Source organism: Exiguobacterium sp. s56 (assembly GCF_018618255.1).
In the GTDB taxonomy this organism is placed as follows: Bacteria; Bacillota; Bacilli; order Exiguobacteriales; family Exiguobacteriaceae; genus Exiguobacterium; species Exiguobacterium chiriqhucha.
In genome coordinates, this window is the sequence record NZ_JACSLR010000006.1 from 35,725 (window position 1) to 55,083 (window position 19,359).

The 19,359-nt window shown below is 55.6% G+C and carries 19 protein-coding genes and 1 tRNA gene; 17 read left to right on the plus strand and 3 right to left on the minus strand.

The features are described 5' to 3' along the window. The first annotated feature begins 85 nt into the window (after window positions 1–85). From uvrB to KNP71_RS07560, 4 genes are all read left to right on the plus strand, one after another. Entirely contained in the window at window positions 86–2,062 is a 1,977-nt protein-coding gene (gene uvrB / locus KNP71_RS07545) for an excinuclease ABC subunit UvrB (protein ID WP_021065425.1), read from the plus strand. Continuing rightward, window positions 2,063–4,936, plus strand: a complete 2,874-nt coding sequence (gene uvrA, locus KNP71_RS07550; RefSeq protein WP_214830411.1) for an excinuclease ABC subunit UvrA — start codon at window positions 2,063–2,065, stop codon at window positions 4,934–4,936. It abuts the gene before it with no gap. 66 nt (window positions 4,937–5,002) lie between these two features. After that, window positions 5,003–6,181: a DUF4097 family beta strand repeat-containing protein gene (locus KNP71_RS07555; RefSeq protein WP_029595044.1), complete on the plus strand. Its 1,179-nt coding sequence runs from the start codon at window positions 5,003–5,005 to the stop codon at window positions 6,179–6,181. Window positions 6,182–6,244: 63 nt separating this feature from the next. Then, window positions 6,245–6,604, plus strand: coding sequence for a hypothetical protein (locus KNP71_RS07560; RefSeq protein ID WP_029595045.1), 360 nt, complete (start codon window positions 6,245–6,247; stop codon window positions 6,602–6,604). A gap of 49 nt (window positions 6,605–6,653) precedes the next feature. On the opposite strand, the gene KNP71_RS07565 is transcribed toward KNP71_RS07560, so the two are convergent. Beyond that, window positions 6,654–7,010, minus strand: coding sequence for a hypothetical protein (locus KNP71_RS07565; RefSeq protein WP_029595046.1), 357 nt, complete (start codon window positions 7,008–7,010; stop codon window positions 6,654–6,656). A gap of 151 nt (window positions 7,011–7,161) precedes the next feature. Here KNP71_RS07565 and hprK point away from each other — a divergent pair, with 151 nt between their 5' ends. The 12 genes from hprK (at window position 7,162) to KNP71_RS07625 (ending at window position 17,251) form a co-directional block, all read left to right on the plus strand. Continuing rightward, the gene (gene hprK / locus KNP71_RS07570; protein ID WP_029595047.1) at window positions 7,162–8,100 is read left to right on the plus strand and encodes an HPr(Ser) kinase/phosphatase; all 939 of its coding nucleotides are present in this window, start codon (window positions 7,162–7,164) and stop codon (window positions 8,098–8,100) included. Beyond that, entirely contained in the window at window positions 8,100–8,918 is an 819-nt protein-coding gene (gene lgt, locus KNP71_RS07575) for a prolipoprotein diacylglyceryl transferase (RefSeq protein WP_029595048.1), read from the plus strand. Before hprK ends, lgt begins: the two co-directional genes overlap by 1 nt. After that, entirely contained in the window at window positions 8,918–9,568 is a 651-nt protein-coding gene (ppaX, locus tag KNP71_RS07580) for a pyrophosphatase PpaX (protein ID WP_035385648.1), read from the plus strand. Before lgt ends, ppaX begins: the two co-directional genes overlap by 1 nt. After that, the gene (locus tag KNP71_RS07585) at window positions 9,561–10,043 is read left to right on the plus strand and encodes an acyltransferase (RefSeq protein ID WP_029595050.1); all 483 of its coding nucleotides are present in this window, start codon (window positions 9,561–9,563) and stop codon (window positions 10,041–10,043) included. Before ppaX ends, KNP71_RS07585 begins: the two co-directional genes overlap by 8 nt. Window positions 10,044–10,338: 295 nt before the next feature. Continuing rightward, a complete protein-coding gene (locus KNP71_RS07590; protein WP_029595051.1) occupies window positions 10,339–11,811 on the plus strand; it encodes a tetratricopeptide repeat protein in 1,473 nt (490 codons plus the stop codon). A gap of 68 nt (window positions 11,812–11,879) precedes the next feature. After that, window positions 11,880–12,833, plus strand: a complete 954-nt coding sequence (gene trxB, locus KNP71_RS07595; RefSeq protein ID WP_029595052.1) for a thioredoxin-disulfide reductase — start codon at window positions 11,880–11,882, stop codon at window positions 12,831–12,833. A gap of 125 nt (window positions 12,834–12,958) precedes the next feature. Then, window positions 12,959–13,831, plus strand: coding sequence for an RNase adapter RapZ (gene rapZ, locus KNP71_RS07600; protein WP_214830413.1), 873 nt, complete (start codon window positions 12,959–12,961; stop codon window positions 13,829–13,831). Between the two features lies 1 nt (window position 13,832). Then, a complete protein-coding gene (locus tag KNP71_RS07605; RefSeq protein ID WP_029595054.1) occupies window positions 13,833–14,828 on the plus strand; it encodes a gluconeogenesis factor YvcK family protein in 996 nt (331 codons plus the stop codon). 31 nt (window positions 14,829–14,859) lie between these two features. Beyond that, complete coding sequence (gene whiA / locus KNP71_RS07610; protein ID WP_029595055.1) at window positions 14,860–15,813, plus strand: DNA-binding protein WhiA; 954 nt, start codon at window positions 14,860–14,862, stop codon at window positions 15,811–15,813. An 87-nt stretch (window positions 15,814–15,900) separates the two neighbouring features. Next, on the plus strand, window positions 15,901–16,137 hold the full coding sequence (locus tag KNP71_RS07615) for a hypothetical protein (RefSeq protein ID WP_021065439.1): 237 nt from the start codon (window positions 15,901–15,903) through the stop codon (window positions 16,135–16,137). Window positions 16,138–16,232: 95 nt separating this feature from the next. Then, window positions 16,233–16,748 (plus strand): DUF2179 domain-containing protein, encoded by a 516-nt coding sequence (locus tag KNP71_RS07620; RefSeq protein ID WP_021065440.1) that lies wholly within the window; start codon window positions 16,233–16,235, stop codon window positions 16,746–16,748. 62 nt (window positions 16,749–16,810) lie between these two features. After that, window positions 16,811–17,251, plus strand: coding sequence for a hypothetical protein (locus KNP71_RS07625; protein WP_029595056.1), 441 nt, complete (start codon window positions 16,811–16,813; stop codon window positions 17,249–17,251). 39 nt (window positions 17,252–17,290) lie between these two features. Here KNP71_RS07625 and clpP read toward each other — a convergent pair whose 3' ends face one another. Together clpP and KNP71_RS07635 are read right to left on the minus strand one after the other, a co-directional pair. Then, window positions 17,291–17,866, minus strand: coding sequence for an ATP-dependent Clp endopeptidase proteolytic subunit ClpP (gene clpP / locus KNP71_RS07630; RefSeq protein WP_021065442.1), 576 nt, complete (start codon window positions 17,864–17,866; stop codon window positions 17,291–17,293). 154 nt (window positions 17,867–18,020) lie between these two features. Next, window positions 18,021–18,093: transfer RNA gene (locus KNP71_RS07635), tRNA-Arg, on the minus strand. A gap of 123 nt (window positions 18,094–18,216) precedes the next feature. Between KNP71_RS07635 and KNP71_RS07640 the strand changes: the two genes are divergently transcribed. Then, window positions 18,217–19,359: an RNA polymerase factor sigma-54 gene (locus KNP71_RS07640; RefSeq protein ID WP_214830417.1), complete on the plus strand. Its 1,143-nt coding sequence runs from the start codon at window positions 18,217–18,219 to the stop codon at window positions 19,357–19,359.

Genomic DNA, 19,359 nt, shown 5'->3' on the forward strand with positions numbered 1-19,359 from the left:
TGGGAAGCGTGTCAGAAGCGAATATTTGTTCGTGTATGTGATATAATCAAGCCAATATGCAAGGTAAAGAAAGCGAGGAATATACATGGATAAGATTAGCGTTCCGTTCGACTTACATTCAGAATATAAGCCGGCCGGCGACCAACCGGAAGCGATTCGTCAGCTCGTCGAAGGAATCAATCGCGGCGACCGGTATCAGACGTTGCTCGGTGCGACCGGCACCGGGAAGACGTTCACCGTATCGAACGTCATCCAAGAAGTGAAGAAGCCGACGCTCGTCTTGGCCCACAACAAGACGCTCGCCGGACAGCTCTACTCCGAGTTCAAAGAGTTCTTCCCGAACAACGCCGTCGAATACTTCGTCAGTTATTACGACTACTATCAGCCGGAGGCGTATGTGCCGTCGACCGACACGTTCATCGAGAAAGATGCCTCGATTAACGATGAGATCGATAAACTCCGCCACTCGGCGACATCGGCCTTGTTCGAGCGGGACGACGTCATCATCGTCGCCTCCGTCTCCTGTATTTACGGTCTCGGTAACCCGGAAGAGTATAACAGTCTCGTCTTAAGTCTCCGCGTCGGCAAAGAGATGGGGCGCGACCAGATGCTCCGCAAACTGATCGACATTCAATATGAACGGAACGATATCGATTTCCAGCGCGGCCGTTTCCGTGTCCGCGGGGATGTCGTCGAGATTTTCCCGGCGTCACGTGACGAGCAGTGCTTGCGCGTTGAGTTTTTCGGTGACGAAATCGACCGCATCCGCGAGATGGACCCACTCACCGGAGAGATTATCGCCGACCGGGAGCACGTCTCGATCTTCCCGGCGTCCCACTTCGTCACTCGTGACGAGAAGTTGCAAAAAGCAATCGTCAACATCGAGGCCGAGCTCGAACAGCAGCTCGAAAAGTTCCGCGAAGAAGGCAAACTGCTTGAAGCACAGCGCCTCGAACAACGGACGAACTATGACCTCGAGATGATGCGCGAGATGGGCTACTGTTCAGGCATCGAGAACTATTCACGTCATTTGAACTTGACGGAGGCAGGGGCGACGCCGTACACGCTCATCGACTACTTCCCGAAAGACTTCTTGCTCATCGCTGATGAGTCGCACGTGACGCTCCCGCAAGTGCGCGGCATGTACAACGGCGACCAGGCCCGGAAACAAGTGCTCGTCGACCACGGTTTCCGTCTCCCTTCGGCCAAAGACAACCGACCACTCAAGTTCGACGAGTTCGAGAAGAAGTTGTCGCAAGCGATCTTCATCTCGGCGACACCGGGTCCTTACGAGCTTGAACATACACCGAACATGATCGAACAGATCATCCGGCCGACGGGTCTACTCGACCCGACGATCGAGATTCATCCGATTAAGGGACAAATCGACTACTTGATGGATCAGATTCGCGACCGTATCAAACAGGACGAACGCGTCCTCGTGACGACGCTCACGAAAAAGATGGCCGAGGATTTATCGGACTATCTGCGTGAAGCGGGCATCAAGGTCAACTATATGCACTCGGAAATCAAGACGCTCGAGCGGATTGAGATCATCCGTGACCTGCGTCTCGGGAAATACGACGTCCTCGTCGGAATCAACTTGCTGCGGGAAGGACTAGACATCCCGGAAGTGAGTCTCGTCACGATTCTAGACGCCGACAAGGAAGGGTTCCTCCGTTCGGACCGATCGCTCATTCAGACGATCGGGCGGGCGGCGCGGAACTCGAACGGGCACGTCATCTTGTTCGCTGATAAGATGACCGACTCGATGACGCGCGCGATTGAAGAGACCGATCGTCGTCGCTCGATTCAAGAAGCTTATAATGAAGAACACGGCATCACGCCGCAGACGATCCGTAAAGAAGTACGCGGCGTCATCCGCGCGACGGTCGACGCCGAGGAGGATGTGCTCGAATCACTCAGCTCGATGAAGCCGGCTGAACGTGAGGAAGCCATCGCCAAGCTAGAAGAAGAAATGAAACAAGCGGCCCGCGACCTCCAGTTCGAACGGGCGGCCGAATTGCGTGACTTAATCTTGGAGTTGAAGGTAGGGAATTAAATGGCTGAAAAGAAAAATGCGATCGTCATCAAAGGGGCGCGCGTCAACAACTTGAAAAACATTGATATCGATATTCCACGGGACCAGCTCGTCGTCTTGACGGGCTTGTCCGGTTCCGGTAAATCGTCACTCGCGTTCGACACCATCTACGCCGAGGGGCAGCGCCGTTACGTCGAGAGTCTATCGGCCTACGCCCGTCAATTCCTCGGACAGATGGACAAACCGGACGTCGATACGATTGAAGGGCTGAGCCCGGCCATCTCGATCGACCAGAAGACGACGAGCCGTAACCCGCGCTCGACCGTCGGGACGGTGACGGAAATCTATGACTACTTACGTCTTTTGTTCGCTCGCATCGGGAAACCGGTCTGTCCGCGTCACGGTATCGAAATCTCGAGCCAGACCATCTCACAGATGGTCGACCAAGTGATGGAGCTGCCGGAGAAGACGCGCCTGCAAATCCTGGCGCCAATCGTCTCGGGCCGCAAAGGGACGCACGTCAAAGTGTTCGACTCGCTCAAAAAGGAAGGGTTCGTCCGCGTTCGTGTCAATGGCGAGACGATTGAACTGACCGATGAGATCGAGCTTGATAAGAATAAGAAACATTCGATCGAAGTCGTCGTTGACCGTCTCGTCGTTCGCGCTGACGTCGAAGGTCGTCTTGCTGACTCGCTCGAGACGGCGCTTCGCCTTGCCGACGGTCGGGCCATCATCGATAAGATGGACGGCACCGAGCTCCTGTTCAGCGAACATCACGCTTGTCCGATTTGTGGGTTCTCGATCGGCGAACTTGAGCCGCGCATGTTCTCGTTCAACTCACCGTTCGGCGCCTGTCCGACGTGTGACGGGCTCGGTACGAAACTCGACGTCGATCCGGAACTCGTCATCCCAGACCCATCGAAGACGCTGAAGGAAGGCGCGATCGTCGCCTGGCAGCCGACGAGTTCGCAGTATTATCCGCAACTGCTCGCCTCGATGTGTAAACACTTCGGCATCGACATGGATGTACCGTTCGAACGCTTGTCCAAGCGGGACCAAGACCTCGTCTTGCACGGAACGGATGAAGAGTCGTTCTTGTTCCGTTATGAGAACGATTTCGGACAAGTCCGGACGAACACGATCTTCTTCGAAGGGGTGCTCCGTAACATCGAGCGCCGCTATAAAGAGACGACGTCCGATTATATCCGTGAACAGATGGAGACGTACATGGCGACCCACGCCTGTCCGACATGTAGCGGCTACCGTTTGAAAGAAGAGACGCTCGCCGTCAAAATCACGGGTCACCATATCGGCCAAGTGACGAACTTGTCGGTCGTCAACGCCATCGATTTGTTCGATTCGATCATGACGGAACTGAGCGAGAAAGATATCGCCATCGCCCGTCTCATCTTGCAAGAGATTTGTGAGCGGCTCAGCTTCTTGAACAACGTCGGTCTCGACTATTTGACGTTGTCACGCGCCGCCGGGACGCTCTCGGGTGGAGAAGCGCAGCGGATTCGTCTCGCCACGCAAATCGGCTCACGGCTCACGGGCGTCCTATACGTCCTCGATGAACCGTCGATTGGATTGCATCAGCGTGACAACGACCGCTTGATCGCGACGCTCAAACAGATGCGTGACATCGGTAACACGCTCATCGTCGTCGAGCACGACGAGGACACGATGATGGCAGCCGATTATTTGATCGACATCGGACCGGGTGCCGGCGAACACGGCGGAGAAGTCATCGCCGCCGGGACGCCGAAGCAACTCATGAAGAACAGAAAATCGCTAACAGGCCAATATCTGTCGGGTAAGAAGTTCATCCCGCTCCCGGCCGAACGGAAAGTGCCGGACGAGCGTTTCTTGAAGATTTTGAAGGCGGAAGAGAACAACTTGAAAGGGGTCGACGTCTCGATCCCGCTCGGCATGTTCATTGCCGTCACCGGTGTCTCTGGTTCTGGGAAGTCGACGCTCATCAACGAGATTCTGTATAAATCGCTCGCCCATCACATCAACCGGGCCAAGGCGAAGCCAGGGAAGCATAAGAAGATTGAAGGACTCGACCATATCGATAAAGTCATCGATATCGACCAGTCGCCAATCGGACGGACGCCACGGTCGAACCCGGCGACGTATACCGGCGTATTCGATGATATCCGTGACGTGTTCGCGTCGACGAACGAGGCGAAGATGCGCGGCTATAAGAAAGGGCGCTTCAGTTTCAACGTCAAGGGCGGACGCTGTGAGGCGTGCCGCGGGGACGGGATCATCAAGATCGAGATGCACTTCTTGCCGGACGTCTACGTCCCGTGTGAAGTGTGTCACGGGAAACGCTATAACCGTGAGACGCTCGAAGTGAAGTACAAAGGTAAGACGATCGCCGACGTGCTCGATATGACGATTGAGGAAGGGCTCGACTTCTTTGACAAGATTCCGAAAATCAAGCGCAAGATCCAGACGATCTTTGACGTCGGTCTCGGTTATATGAAACTCGGACAACCGGCGACGGAACTGTCCGGCGGGGAAGCGCAGCGCGTCAAGCTCGCCTCCGAGCTCCATAAACGTTCGACCGGGAAGACGATTTACATCTTGGACGAGCCGACGACGGGTCTTCACGTCGACGACATCGCTCGTCTGTTGAAAGTGCTGCAACGCCTCGTCGAGAACGGGGACACGGTGCTCGTCATCGAGCATAACCTCGACGTCATCAAATCGGCCGACTACTTGATCGACCTTGGACCGGAAGGCGGGGACGGCGGCGGTACGATCGTCGCGACCGGGACGCCGGAAGAAGTCGCCGAAGTCGCCGCGTCGTACACCGGCAAGTATTTGAAACCGGTGTTAGAACGGGATGCAGCCCGAGCGAAACCGAAAGCAGGAAAACGTAAGTAAGGTATAGAAATGATGAGAAACGGGAACATGATTGACGTGTGACCAAATCGAAGGGGGAAACGAACAGTGAAACAAGAAATGCGTGAACTGATTCTCCAGCAAGTGAAAGACGGGAAGTTGACGATTGAAGAAGGCATGACCCAGCTCGAACGGCTCGAGAAGTTGGAGCCGGAGCGTGTCCAAGCGCTCGAGGAACGTCAAGAGACGGAGAAAGTCGATGCCTACTCGGTCGAGTCGCTCACGACGAAACTGACGTCGGCGGTCGAAGGGCTCGTGACGAAACTTCGTGACAGCGACTTCACGTTCAGCTCGAACTTCGGGCCGGAAGTGACGTATTCGAAATCTTTCCCGTTCACCGGGAAAGATATCTCGCTCGACTTGTTCAACGCCTCGGCGACGATCGTCTCGTCGGACAACGACGAGTGTGAACTGATTGTCACCGGACGTCCGCTCCGTCAGCAGGACGCGGACAAGGCGCTCGAACAGCTCCAGTCAGCCGTCAAGCATTCGGTCATCGGTGACCGTCTCGTCGTGTCACTCCGCGACAAGCTCGTCCGGGCGCACGTCGAACTGTACGTCCCGCATCATCATTTCGATCACCTACACGTACAGACGCTCAACGGTGAGGTCCGTGCCGACGGCCTAGACGTCGAGAGCGTTCGTATCCAGACGGCGAACGGCCGGGTCGTACTTCATGAAGTACATGCCTCGGAGCTGCTCCTCAACACGGGGAACGGAACGGTCGAAGTCGAAGCGGTCGAATCGGAACTCGTCCACGTCCGGACCGGCAACGGAGCCGTCATCGTGAACGGCAAATACGACAAGGCGTCGCTCAAGACCGGCAACGGGAACATCCGCGCCGAACTCGCGACGGCACGTCCGGCCAAGTTCGAGCTCGCCTCGCTCGCCGGAAACGTCCGTCTCGTCTTGCCGCACGGCGTCGAGGTCGAAGGAGAACTCGAGACGAACTTCGGTGGTCTCCACTGTAATTTAGACGAGCTCGAGATCATCCGCGACCGGAAAGACGTCGCCCAACGCCGACTCGAATTCTTGTCGGGCCGTGGCCAGACACCGCGGATCGAAGTCGAGGCCGGGACGCGTACCGGCACGATCGACCTCGAACACGGTTCGCTCCACACACCGTCGACGTTCCTCGAAGAGGACAAACACGAGCCGGTGGAACCAATCGATCCAGTCGACCCGGTCAATCCGGCTGACTTGAACAACCCGTTCCATCAGCAATGACCGACAACCCGAAGGCCTCTCGCCTTCGGGTTTCTTTTAACTTGAGAGACGAGGAGGGACGGGATGAAGCGATTTGTGTCAGCGTACGGATGGATGATGATTGCGGTGCTGGTGCTTGGCGGATGTGCCGACGAACAGCGCATCGTCAATGAGAACGAGCCGGCTGGCGACGAAGCGATTGCTGTCGCCTGGGCGTATGTGACCGCGCGGAACTGGCAGGAGCCCGCAATCGATGCGGGAGCAAGTGCCGAGGTACATCGTGTCACGGTCGATGATGGTTATGAACTGTTGGACGATGCGTATGCCGGGACCGAGGCGCTCGCCGTCTCGTTCGAAGCGGACCCGAACAGTAGCGTCGACGTACCGACGATCTTGGTCGCACCGGAGTCGAACACCGTGGTCGGCTATGTACCGGGCGAATGAGACATCCATGACAAAACCCGAAGGCGGTTGCCTCCGGGTTTTTGTCATGTCATAGATTCATTTGATACTCCATTTGTTCCCAATCCATCATTTGACCGTCATACAGCGTGAATGAGCCGATGATGAACAGGATGAACAGGACCGGTCCGGCGATGAGTAAGAAAATCCCGAGGTTCCGCATCGTCTTCGACCGTTTCCAATAGAAGATGATGGCGACGATCATCGATAACAGCGACCCGGACAAGAACAAGCCGACGATGTTCAAGATGAACAACAGCAACACCGTCTCGTTTTTCGTCGCGGCATATTCGCGCCACATGTCAAACAGTGATTTGACCAAGTAGACGAGCGCCGCAATCCCGACGATAAAAATAAAGACAATGGCAATCCAAAATAGTGAATTCATGTGATTTCACCTCCCTAATCCTCTATACCCGTTCTACGGAATCGCCACGAATTAGTTTCATCTCTTTTTTTCGACACGTTTCGCTCACTTTCGTTGACGCTTCTCCAGAAGAGCTATGATACAATAATGAGCGTGAAAGGGGCAGATACTCATGCAAAATATCGTACGCACGGCTCAACTCGTTGAGCGCTTCAAACTTCAAGTCATCGCCGGGGAAGAGGGACTCCATCGTCCCGTCGCCACACCGGACCTCAGTCGACCGGGACTCGTCCTTGCCGGCTACTATACCCACTATGCGAAAAATCGGCTGCAAGTGCTCGGGAAGACCGAGCTCACGTTCTACGCGAGCTTGTCGGAAGAGAGCCGCCGCGAGCGGGCGAAGATTTTATGCACGGAATTGACACCGGGCATCCTCATCACGCGCGGCTTCGACATCCCGAAAGAGATTGAACAAGAAGCCGAGGCGGCGAACGTCCCGCTCATGCGCACGAACGCGATGACGACATCGATCGAGTCACAGATCACAAACTTCCTTGAGATGGAACTCGCACCGATGACCGCGATGCACGGCGTGCTCGTCGACATCTACGGCGTCGGCGTGCTCATCAAAGGACAGAGCGGTGTCGGGAAATCTGAGACCGCGCTCGAACTCGTCAAGCGGGGTCACCGCCTCGTCGCCGACGATTCAGTCGAGATTCGTCAGACCGGGGACCAGTTGCTCGTCGGTTCGGCACCGAAATTGATTCGTCACTTGCTCGAGATTCGTGGGATCGGCATCATCGATGTCATGACGTTGTTCGGCGCTGGCGCCGTCCGCTCGCACAAGAAGATTAGCTTGATCATCAACCTCGAGAACTGGGATGCGGGCAAAGTATACGACCGCGTCGGGCTCGACCACAACACGATGAAAATCATCGATAGCGAAGTGCCGTTACTCACGATCCCGGTCCGTCCGGGACGAAACTTGGCCGTCATCGTCGAAGTCGCGGCGATGAACTATCGCCTGCAGAACATGGGCATCAACACGGCCGAAGAGTTCGCGGAACGTCTCGCGAACGCCATCCAAGACAACGAAGGGGACATGGAATAATGGTAGAGCCAACGTTTGACCGCGTCGCGTTTGAAATCGGGTCGCTCCCGATTTATTGGTACGGCATGATCATCGCCTTCGGTGCGATGCTCGGCCTCGTTCTCGCCTTGTTCGAGGCGAAGCGCCTCAATTATGATTCAGAACGGGTCGTCGATGTCATCATCTGGTCGATTCCGATCAGTATCGTCTTCGCCCGGATTTACTACGTCATCTTCCAATGGGACTACTACAGTGAGAACCTTGGACAGATCATCGACATCCGCCAAGGCGGGATTGCAATCCATGGTGCCATCTTTGGAGCGCTGCTCGTCGTCATCATCTATTGCATGCGCAAGTCGATGTCGTTCTGGAAGATCACCGATATCCTCGCTCCGTCGCTCCTGCTCGGGCAAGCGGTCGGACGTTGGGGGAACTTCATGAACCAAGAGGCACACGGTGCCGAGACGACGAGCCGTTTCTTGAAAGAGACGCTCTTCCTCCCGGATTGGATCGTCAATCAGATGTATATCGACGGCGCTTATTACTTGCCGACGTTCTTGTTCGAGAGCGTCTGGAACATCCTCGGCGTCATCTTGCTCGTCGTCTGGCGTATGGTCGGTAACCCGCCGCGCGGCTACATCTTCTTATCGTACCTCGTCTGGTATTCGATTGGACGCTTCTATATCGAAGGGCTCCGCACGGATAGCCTCATGGCCGGCGATCTCCGGACGGCACAACTCGTTTCGATCGCGATGATCGTATTCGGTGTCGTCATGATGATCGTCCGCCGCAAAGCGAAACGATACGACGACCCTTCAGAGAAAGGACTGTTTGATTGATGGATACACTTCTATTCGATTTGGATGGCACGTTGCTCGATACGAACCCGCTCATCATCGCGAGTTTCCGTCACACGCTCGGGTACTACTTCCCGGACGAGACGTATCGCGATGAGGACATCTTCCCGTTCATCGGACCGACGCTCGAGAAGTCGTTCAAGGCGCTCAATGAGCCGGAATGGAAAGAGATGCAGGCGTTCTATCGCAGCTTCAATATCGCGATGCACGACCAGCTCGTCGCCGAATATCCGGGTGTGATCGAGGGGCTGTATCGCCTCCACGCCAAAGGCTACAAGATGGGCGTCGTCACCTCGAAAGGCCGTCCCGTCGTCGAGCAAGGCTTGCGTCTGTTCAAGATCGACCATCTGTTCGATGTGGTCGTCACGGCCGATGATGTCGTACATGAGAAACCGCACGCCGAACCGGTCGAACGGGCGCTCCGTGCGCTCGGATCGACGGCGGACCGCGCTGTCATGGTCGGGGACAACGACACGGACATCTTCAGCGGCAAGAACGCCGGGACGAAGACGGTCGCTGTCGGCTGGGCCATTAAAGGCCGTGCGTTCCTCGAAGCGCTCGAACCGGACGTCATCATCGACTCGATGGAACATTTCGAGGCGTGGCTCGACGAGGTCACGGTCCATGCGTAAGACGGAACGCTTTCGTCTAGACGGGCCAAACCCGCTTTGGCAGATGTACCGGACGATTCGCTTCCTGCGTGTCTTCAAAAATACGACGGTCGTCTTGATCGGGCGGTATTTCCCGTCCGTCAAGGCGAAGCGGTGGTTGTATCGAAACTTCCTCGGTATGAAAATCGGGGACTATAGTGCGCTCGCACTCATGGTGACGCCAGACGTCATGTTCCCGGAGCGGATTTCGATCGGCCGTAACACGGTCATCGGGTTCAACTCGACGATCCTCTGTCACGAGTATCTCGTCGACGAGTATCGGATCGGCGACGTCCACATCGGGGACGAGGTGTTGATTGGGGCGAACGTGACGATTTTACCTGGCGTGACGATTGGCGATCGGGCCGTCATCGGTGCCGGGGCCGTCGTCCATCGTGACGTCGCGCCCGGAGAGCGCGTCGTTGGGGCAAAGCTCCATACCATCGACACAAAATAGACACAATTTAGTGCGAAATCATTTTGAGGTCAAGACATGTAGGGCCTCATAAAATTACTAGGGCGGTATCACTTTTTTTAAAGGCGATACCGCTTTTTTGTGTCTATGGGCGCTGACATGAAACCTCCATATTTTTGTCGAAAAGCATTTGAACGACCTAGCAAAATATATTCATTATAGAAGGAATATAGTCCCGATTTTTTTTAAGTTTTTCAGTTGCCCTCGTTGTTTGAGTGCGGTATTCTTAACCCTGCAACTAAAAATAGATTTAGAGATGATGTGGAGGATTTAGAATATGGAAGCGAACTATGAAGCAGTAATGACGCTACCCGAACCAGAATCTCCGCTCGCCGCGGAGCTCCACTACTATAGAGGTCGTCGTGCGTTACGTGAAGGTCGCCTAGATGAAGCGACTTTTTTCATGGCTGAAGCCACTGCCGCTGCAGCGCACCGCGTCGACTATCACAAACAGTACGCTGAACTGTTATTTGAAGTAGGGGAGATCTATCACGCCAATGACGTGTGGAAACGGGTGCTAGAACTCGATGAGACGTCAACCGAGGCCTTGTATCACCTTGCGAGCAATTGCGCTTATATCTCTTTATATGAAGAAGCAGCGATGTATGCGAAACGTTACCTCGAAGTCGAGGCACACGGGCGCTATGCGGACTCGGTCCAATCGCTATTAGAACTGATCGAACTCGAGCAAGAACTCGAGGACGAAGATGAAGACGAGTTGATCACGTGGCACACCGAGGCCCAGCAGCATATCGACAAAGGCCGCTTGTTCGCCGCCAAGTCGACGCTCGAACGGTTAATCGACCGCTATCCGCGCTTTTGGCCGTCGTTCAACAACTTGGCCGTCGTCAACTTTTATCTCGGCAACGATGAAGCGGCGTTCGAGACGCTCGAGTATGTGCTCGATGAAAATCCGGGCAACTTGCATGCGATTTTGAACACGATTTTGTTGTTGCACGAGGCTGGACAATCAGAAGCGGCGCTCCAACTGTCGGTCCCGCTGACACGGGTCCGCCCGCTCCAGTTCGACTTACGCTACAAACTCGCCACGACACTCGCGCTCGTCGGTCAATACGACCGCGCGTACGAAGAACTCCGCCTCTTGAAAGACCGCGGATTCCGTGGGGATTCACTGTTCGGGCATTGGCTCAGCGTGTCCGCCTACAAGACCGGGCGTCTTGAAGAAGCGGCCACCTATTTGAACAGTGACGAGTTGAAACAATTTGAAGAAGCGAGCCCGTATGACATCCGCGACAACCTCGAGTTCCGTTCGGCACTCGTCCAAGGGTTGCGCCAAGAAGAAGACGCGGCTCGCATCGAAATCATCCGAATCATCTCGAAACTTGCCGACGACGAGGCGTTTGAAGCACTCGCGTTGACGAACGGGATCACCGACAACGAGACGGTGCTCGCCTTCGCCGAGAAATGTCGTGCTGAGATTTGCGGGGCACCGTTCACCGGTGACGCCCGGATCGCTCGGGCGTATGAGGCCCTCGTGCTCGCCGAGACGGAAGTGACGGAAGCGGAACAGATGAGCCTCGACGGCGACTTCTATGAACGGTTCTCACTCCTGCTCCTTGCCGGGGTATCGTTCGAGGACGTCACGGCATCGGCCGCGGCCCTCGTCTGGATGTTCTATGCGAAACGGGATGCCCTCATCCTCGACGACTGCGCCGACACGTTCGGAATCGACGTCGCGACGCTCACGGGCACGATCCGTTCGTTCAAACAGACACTCGAACAAGCATAAAGATAGACGATACCTCCCTAGGTTTCTTATACTGAAGTCAATCAATTTCATGCAGAGGTGGAATCATTATGACAGAAGAAAAAATCTATGACGTCATTATCATCGGGGCCGGCCCAGCCGGAATGACGGCTGCACTTTACGCGTCGCGTGCCAACTTATCGACACTTATGATCGAACGCGGTATCCCAGGTGGACAGATGGCGAACACGGAAGATATCGAAAACTATCCGGGCTATGACAGCATCCTCGGCCCAGACTTGTCTCAAAAAATGTTCGACCACTCGAAAGCATTCGGGGCGGAGTACGCTTATGGCGACGTCCAAAGCATCTCGGACGAGACGGAATATAAAGTCGTCCACGCGCACAACCGTGACTATAAAGCACGGGCGATCATCCTCGCTTCTGGCGCACAATACAAGAAAATCGGTGTCCCGGGCGAAGAAGAGCTCGGCGGCCGCGGTGTATCGTATTGTGCGGTCTGTGACGGGGCGTTCTTCAAAGGGAAGAACTTGTTCGTCATCGGCGGCGGCGACTCAGCTGTCGAGGAAGGCGTGTTCTTGACACGTTTTGCTGACAAGGTGACAATCGTTCACCGTCGCGACGAGCTTCGCGCGCAGAAGATTCTTCAAAAACGGGCGTTCGACAACCCGAAAATCGACTTCATCTGGAACCACACGCTCAAAGAGATCGTGGAAGCCGATGGTAAAGTCGGTGGGGCACGTCTCGTCAGCACGGTCGATGGGACCGAGTCGGACCACGAAATCGACGGTGTGTTCATCTATATTGGTATGAACCCGATCACTGGTTTCGTCAAAGACCTCGGCATCACGAACGAGCAAGGCTATATCGTCACGAACGAAGCGATGGAGACGAAGATCCCAGGGATTTTCGCAGCCGGCGACGTACGCGACAAGACGCTCCGTCAAGTCGTCACCGCGACGAACGACGGATCGATTGCCGCTCAAAACGCGCAACACTATATCGAGGGGCTCCTCGAGGCGTTGCACGAACAAAACGCGTGACATGAGGCAGAAGGGATTGCGGGCGACCGCAATCCCTTCTCTTTTTTTCGGACGTTCGTTATACTAAGGACAGAAGAGAGCTGCACACACGGCTCGGTTGTCAATTTTAAGGGGGCGTCAGTGACATGGAAGACTTTAAAGGATTAGAAGAATTGATCATCATCAGCGGGATGAGCGGGGCCGGGAAATCGGTCGCAATGAATAGCTTTGAGGATCTCGGCTATTTTTGCGTCGATAACTTGCCGCCGGTGCTCTTGCCGCAATTGATCGATGTCATCAGCTCGGTCCGGCCGAAGATCGCCGTCGCGATCGACACACGGACGCGCGACTTCATCGACAGCCTGTTCATCGTCATCGACGACTTGGAACAGAAGAACGTGCACCCGCACTTGTTGTATCTCGACACACGGGACGAAGTGCTCGTGCGCCGCTACAAGGAGACGCGCCGGTCGCATCCGCTCGCCCCGGAAGACGCACCGCTCGTCGGCATCGGGATGGAGCGCTCGTTGCTCGAAGGGTTCCGTGACCGGGCCCATACGCTCTATGACACGACCGACTTGAAGCCGCAGATGCTCAAAGACCGCATCCTGCTCCAATTCAACGAGGAACGGATTCCGTTCACGGTCAACTTCATGTCGTTCGGGTTCAAGCACGGCGTCCCGCTCGATATTGATCTATTGTTCGACGTCCGCTTCATCACGAACCCGTTCTATATCCCGGAGCTCCGTCCGCTCACCGGACAGACGGAAGAAGTCCAGAACTACGTCATGTCGCATCCCGAGGCGCGTGCGTTCTATAAGAAACTGATCGACATGCTCGAATTCCTGTTACCGCAGTACAAGCGCGAAGGGAAGACGCAAGTCGTCGTCGCCTTCGGCTGTACGGGCGGGAAGCACCGTTCGATCACGTTCGCCGAGAAAGTGTCGGCCCATTTCGCCGAGCGCTATAACGTCAAGACCGTCCATCGCGACCTCGCGCATGCGACGAAGGAGAAGTAAGATGAGACGCGAAAGGAAAGTTGTGGCCATCGGTGGCGGTACGGGCCTCTCGACGCTCGTACGGGGCTTGAAGCACTATCCGCTCGACATCACGGCCATCGTCACGGTCGGGGACGATGGGGGCAGCTCGGGACGTCTCCGTGACGAGTTCCACATGTTACCGCCGGGCGATATCCGGAACGTCATCCTCGCCTTATCCGAGGTCGAGCCGCTCATGGACAAGATTCTGCAATATCGGTTCGACAGCGGCTTTGGGCTCGAAGGCCACTCGCTCGGCAACCTCATGCTGACGGCGGCGACGCACATCTGTGAAGGCTCGTTCGTCAAGGCGGTCGACGTCTTGTCGCAGCTGTTGAACGCCCAGGGCAAGGTGCTCCCGGTGACGGAGACGCTCATGACGCTCGCGGCCGAGTTCGAGGACGGGACGATCGTCAAAGGCGAATCGAAAATCCCGCTCGTCGAAAAACCGATCAAACGCCTATTTTTGCTCGAAGAGGGCATCAAGCCGGCGGCCGGTGTCGTCGAGGCGATCGAGGGCGCGGATTTGATTGTGCTTGGACCAGGGAGCTTATATACGAGCATCATCCCGAACCTGTTGATTCCGGAAGTGCGCGACGCCATCGTCCGCTCCGGGAAGCCGGTCGTCTATATTTGCAACGTCATGACGCAACCGGGCGAGACGAAAGGGTACGACGCGATGAAGCATTTGAAATCGATTGAGGCGTATCTCGGCAAGTCGACGGTCGACACGATCGTCGTCAATAACGAGCCGATCGAGGACATCTATTTAGAGCGTTACCTCGAGGACGGCTCGGAAGAGGTCCGTTTCGATCGCAAGAAGCTTCGGAACTATGGCACGAATGTGCTCGCCGGTGACATCGTCGACTATAATCGCGATTACATCCGCCACGACTCGGACGCCATCGCCGGCCTCGTCATGCAGCGCGTGCTGCGCATCAAGAAACCACGCTCGTTCCAAGAGCTCGAGCTGAAATAAGTTGTGATTGAACAGAAAGGAGGGGACTGACATGAGCTTTGCCTCTGACGTCAAAAAAGAACTGACGCAACTCGAAGTGACCGATGCCGAGGCGAAAGCGGAACTGTCCGCGCTCGTCCGGATGAACGGGGTCATCTCGCTCGCCTTAGGGCGGGGGATGACGCTCGACGTCTCGACCGAGAACGCCGCCATCGCACGCCGAATCTATTCCCTCATGAAACGGCTGTACGACCATCATCTTGATTTGTTCGTACGGAAGAAAATGCGGTTAAAGAAGAACAACGTCTATATCGTCCGGGTCGCCCAGCGCGCCGAGACGATGTTGAAGGACCTCGAGATTCTCGGGGAGAATTACGAGATGATTCGGACGCTCAACTCGGATATGACGCGCGACGAGAACCTCGCCCGAGCGTATTTGCGCGGGTCGTTCCTTGCCGGCGGGTCGATCAACCATCCGAAGACGTCGTCGTATCACCTCGAGGTGTACAGCCTGTACGAGAACCATAACCAGGCGCTCCGGGACCTCGCCAACCGCTTCGGCTTGAACGCGAAGACGCTCGAGCGGAAGAAAGGGCATATTCTCTACATTAAAGAGAGCGAGAAAATCTCGGACTTTCTGAAACTTGTCGGGGCGACGCGCGGCATGCTCGACTTCGAGGACGCGCGCATCATCAAGGACATGCGCAACTCCGTCAACCGGCTCGTCAACTGTGAGACGGCGAACTTGAACAAGACCGTCGGGGCGGCACTCCGCCAAGTCGAGAACATCAAGTTCCTCGAGCGCACGGTCGGACTCGAAATCTTGCCGGTCAAACTCCGGGAAATTGCCGAGCTACGGGTCACCCATCAAGACGTCTCGCTCCAAGAACTCGGCGAGATGCTCGAGACGGGACCGATCTCGAAGTCAGGAATCAACCACCGGCTCCGTAAAATCGATCAGATCGCGGACAAGGTGCGCAACGGTGAAGAAATCAGCTCATCGTGACGTTGGTTGCGCCAAAACCATTCTTCCTATATAATTAGCAATTGTGTATAGGACTTTAGAAATGTAACTTAAAGGAGCTTCATGATTATGTCGAATGCAAAGAAAAGAATCTCGCTCACGATTGACGCTGACTTAGACCAGGTCATCACGGAGCGTGCGAAACAAATCGGGATCCCGAAAAGCGCCCTCGTCACGTTCGCGACAAGCCTCTTCCTCAACCAATTGCGGGCGGAAGAAGTACTGTCAGGCGACACGAATGCCATCTATCAGGTCATCCGTAAAGACTATGAACTGCTCACGAGCGTTGATAACTTAGACAAATAATTGCGAAAGGCTGACTCCGGTCAGCCTTTTTTGGTTGCATCCGGCCCTGAAATTTGAAATAGTGGTTGTATTGAATTCGAATGGAGGTCGTTCCAATGGGGCAAATCTTGCTCATCCTAGTATTACAACTCGTCTATGTACCGGTGCTGACGCTTCGTACCATCATGCTCGTCAAAGGAAAAACGATGATTGCGGGGCTGTTCGGTACGCTTGAGACGCTTATCTATATCTTCGCGCTCGGCATCGTGTTCCAAGATTTGACGACGCTCGGGATGATCGTCTATGCGGTCGGCTTCGGACTTGGGATTCTCGTCGGCGGTTACGTCGAGCGGAAACTTGCGATCGGCTACAATATGATTCAAGTCCACACACAAGAGTTCCCGGCCGAGCTCATCCAGAAGATGCGCGACAGCGGCTACGGGGTGACGCACTACCAAGGGCAGGGACGTGACGGCATCCGCTATCGTCTCGATGTCTTGGCAGCGCGGACACGGATGAAGGATTTGCGCCAGATGGTCGAGGAGTATGAGCCGAAGGCGTTCCTCGTCGCATTCGATCCGATTGACTTTAAAGGCGGCTATATGATGAAAGGGCTCCGACGCCCGAAATGAACGGGACGACTCACGGAAGTGGGTCGTTTTTTCGTGGAACGGGGAATACAAGAACAAAGGAGATGAGCGGGTTGAGACGAAAAGGGTTATGGATCGTCGTGGTTGGGTTGATTCTCGTCGGCGGCGCGTTGTTGGCCACCTCGTTTTGGAAGTCGGAGTCCTCGATCAAACCGCCGCTCCCGACGGTCCGGGTCGGGTCGGTGACGGCCGAAGTGAAGCAGTCGACGTTCTGCTGGTCCAATGGGGGCGAGGCGGTATGTGAAGACCACGGGTTGCCGGAAGCGGACGACTTGCAGCTCGTGCCCGTCGAACCGGGTGCCGAGATTGATGTCGAGTTCCATGCCGAGCCGTCGAACGTCTCGTTCCATCAAATCATCGACGGGGAGCTCGTACGGTCTGAACCCGTCGTGCCTGACGAACCGGGCGTTTATGTATTCGAGACGGGCGGGGATTGGCCGCAAGGCGATAGCCGCTATGTATTCGGGGTCGAGGTCAAAGAGTAAACAAAAACCCCATTCTCCGAGGAGAATGGGGTTGCGTCATTAACGCGTCATGACTTTGTCGATGAGACCGTAGTCTTTCGCTTGTTCAGCTGACATGAAGTAGTCGCGCTCTGTGTCGCGCTCGATCACTTCAAGCGGCTGGCCAGTGTTGTCGGCCATGATTTGGTTCAATTTCTCACGCATCTTGATGATGCGCTCGGCATGGATTTTGATATCCGATGCTTGACCTTGCGTACCGCCGAGCGGTTGGTGAATCATGATTTCCGCGTTTGGAAGCGCGAAGCGTTTGCCTTGTTCACCGGCTTGGAGCAAGAAGGCACCCATCGATGCGGCCATTCCGATACAAATCGTCGACACGTTCGGCTTGATGAAGTTCATCGTGTCATAAATCGCCATTCCGGAAGTGATCGAACCACCCGGGCTGTTGATGTAAAGTGAGATGTCCTTATCTGGGTCCTCGGCTGCAAGGAAGAGAAGCTGGGCGACAATCGAGTTGGCGACGTTGTCGTCGATTGCACTTCCGAGCAAGATGATGCGGTCCTTGAGCAAGCGTGAGTAAATATCGTACGCGCGTTCCCCGCGACCTGTTTGTTCGATAACTGTTGGAATTAACATTGAATCTGCCTCCTTTATGTAGGTTGTAAACATATCATACCGCTATAGTCAATGTTGGTCAAACGATAGTCATCGTTTTTGACCTATTCCACGGTTTGACGATTCTAAAACGACAAAAGAGGCCAGGCATATGTTGCCTGACCTCTTGCTATGATACACCCGGAGAGATTCGAACTCCCGACACCTGGCACCGGAAACCAGTGCTCTATCCCCTGAGCTACGGGTGCATGTTCTCTGACACGATTTATTATACATTTGTTTTTTTAAAAAAGCAATCCTGTTCGGCTCACTTTTTTTTGAGCGCGATTTCCCGCTGTTCGTTACAATAAGAAGCGAGAGGGGTGTGACCGATGCAACGGCAAGAACAGCAACAACTTCAAACACAACAGCTGACCCAGGACATGGTTCGGCGGCTGCCGATTCTCGAGGCGGACCGGACCGCGATCGCCTTTCAGCTCGGCCGGTTGGCTCGACGCAATCCATGCATCGCCACGGGGAGCGGTGCGGTCGAATGGGTAGCCGATACGGCGAGTGGGTTCGAGGAGCGATTGTTCGAGCAAATCGAGGAAGGGAGCGGGACTGAGGCCCAGCGCGCGCTCCAGAAACGGCTCGTCCTCGCGCTCGACCATCGTGGTCTGCTACCGGAGAGCGACTTCGTGCTCGCCCATCGTTTCGAGGTCGATGTGGCGGACATTGAGGCGGCGCGCCAGGCGCTCTTGTTTCTAGAACCGACAGGGATTGGGGCGAAGAATGAGCGCGACTGCCAATATCGGCATGCGATTGAACATGACGACCCACTCGTCTTGGACGTGTTCGAGGCGCTCGACGCGAACCTTGATGACATCCCGGGACGACTCGACATCTCGGTTGCTGAGTACGAACGGGCGACGCGTATCGTGGCGACACTCCCGAAGACGCCATTATTATATGAAGGAACCGAACCCGTCGTCCCGGAACTTGAAGTCGTCCGTCGTGACGGTGAGCTCGTGACGACATGGTTCAGCCCGACGCTCGATGCGGCTCGGGTCGGGGACGATCGCGAGGCGAAATGGTGGCACGAGACGCTCGAGATGCGGAACGCGACGCTTCGATTGGTGTGGGCCGTCATCGCCGAACGCCAACGCGATTGGTTGGACGGGAAGCTCGTCTTGCATCCGTTGACGCGAAAAGAAGTCGCCGAACAAATCGGCAAGCACGAGTCGACCGTCGGCCGGGCGATTCAAGGCAAGTACGTGACGACCGAAGGCGGCGTGATGGCGTGGCGTCACTTTTTCGTCCGGGCGACGCACGGGCAATCGCCGTTCATGGTGAAGAAGGCGCTCGCCGAACTGATTCAACAAGAGACGTCGCCGCTGAGCGATGCCGCACTCATGCGCGAGCTGGACCGGCTCGGCTATACGGTGACACGACGGACCGTGGCGAACTATCGGGAGGCGCTCGGTTTTGGAAACTCGCGGGAGCGGGAACGACAACTATGGAAAGGAGGGGACTGA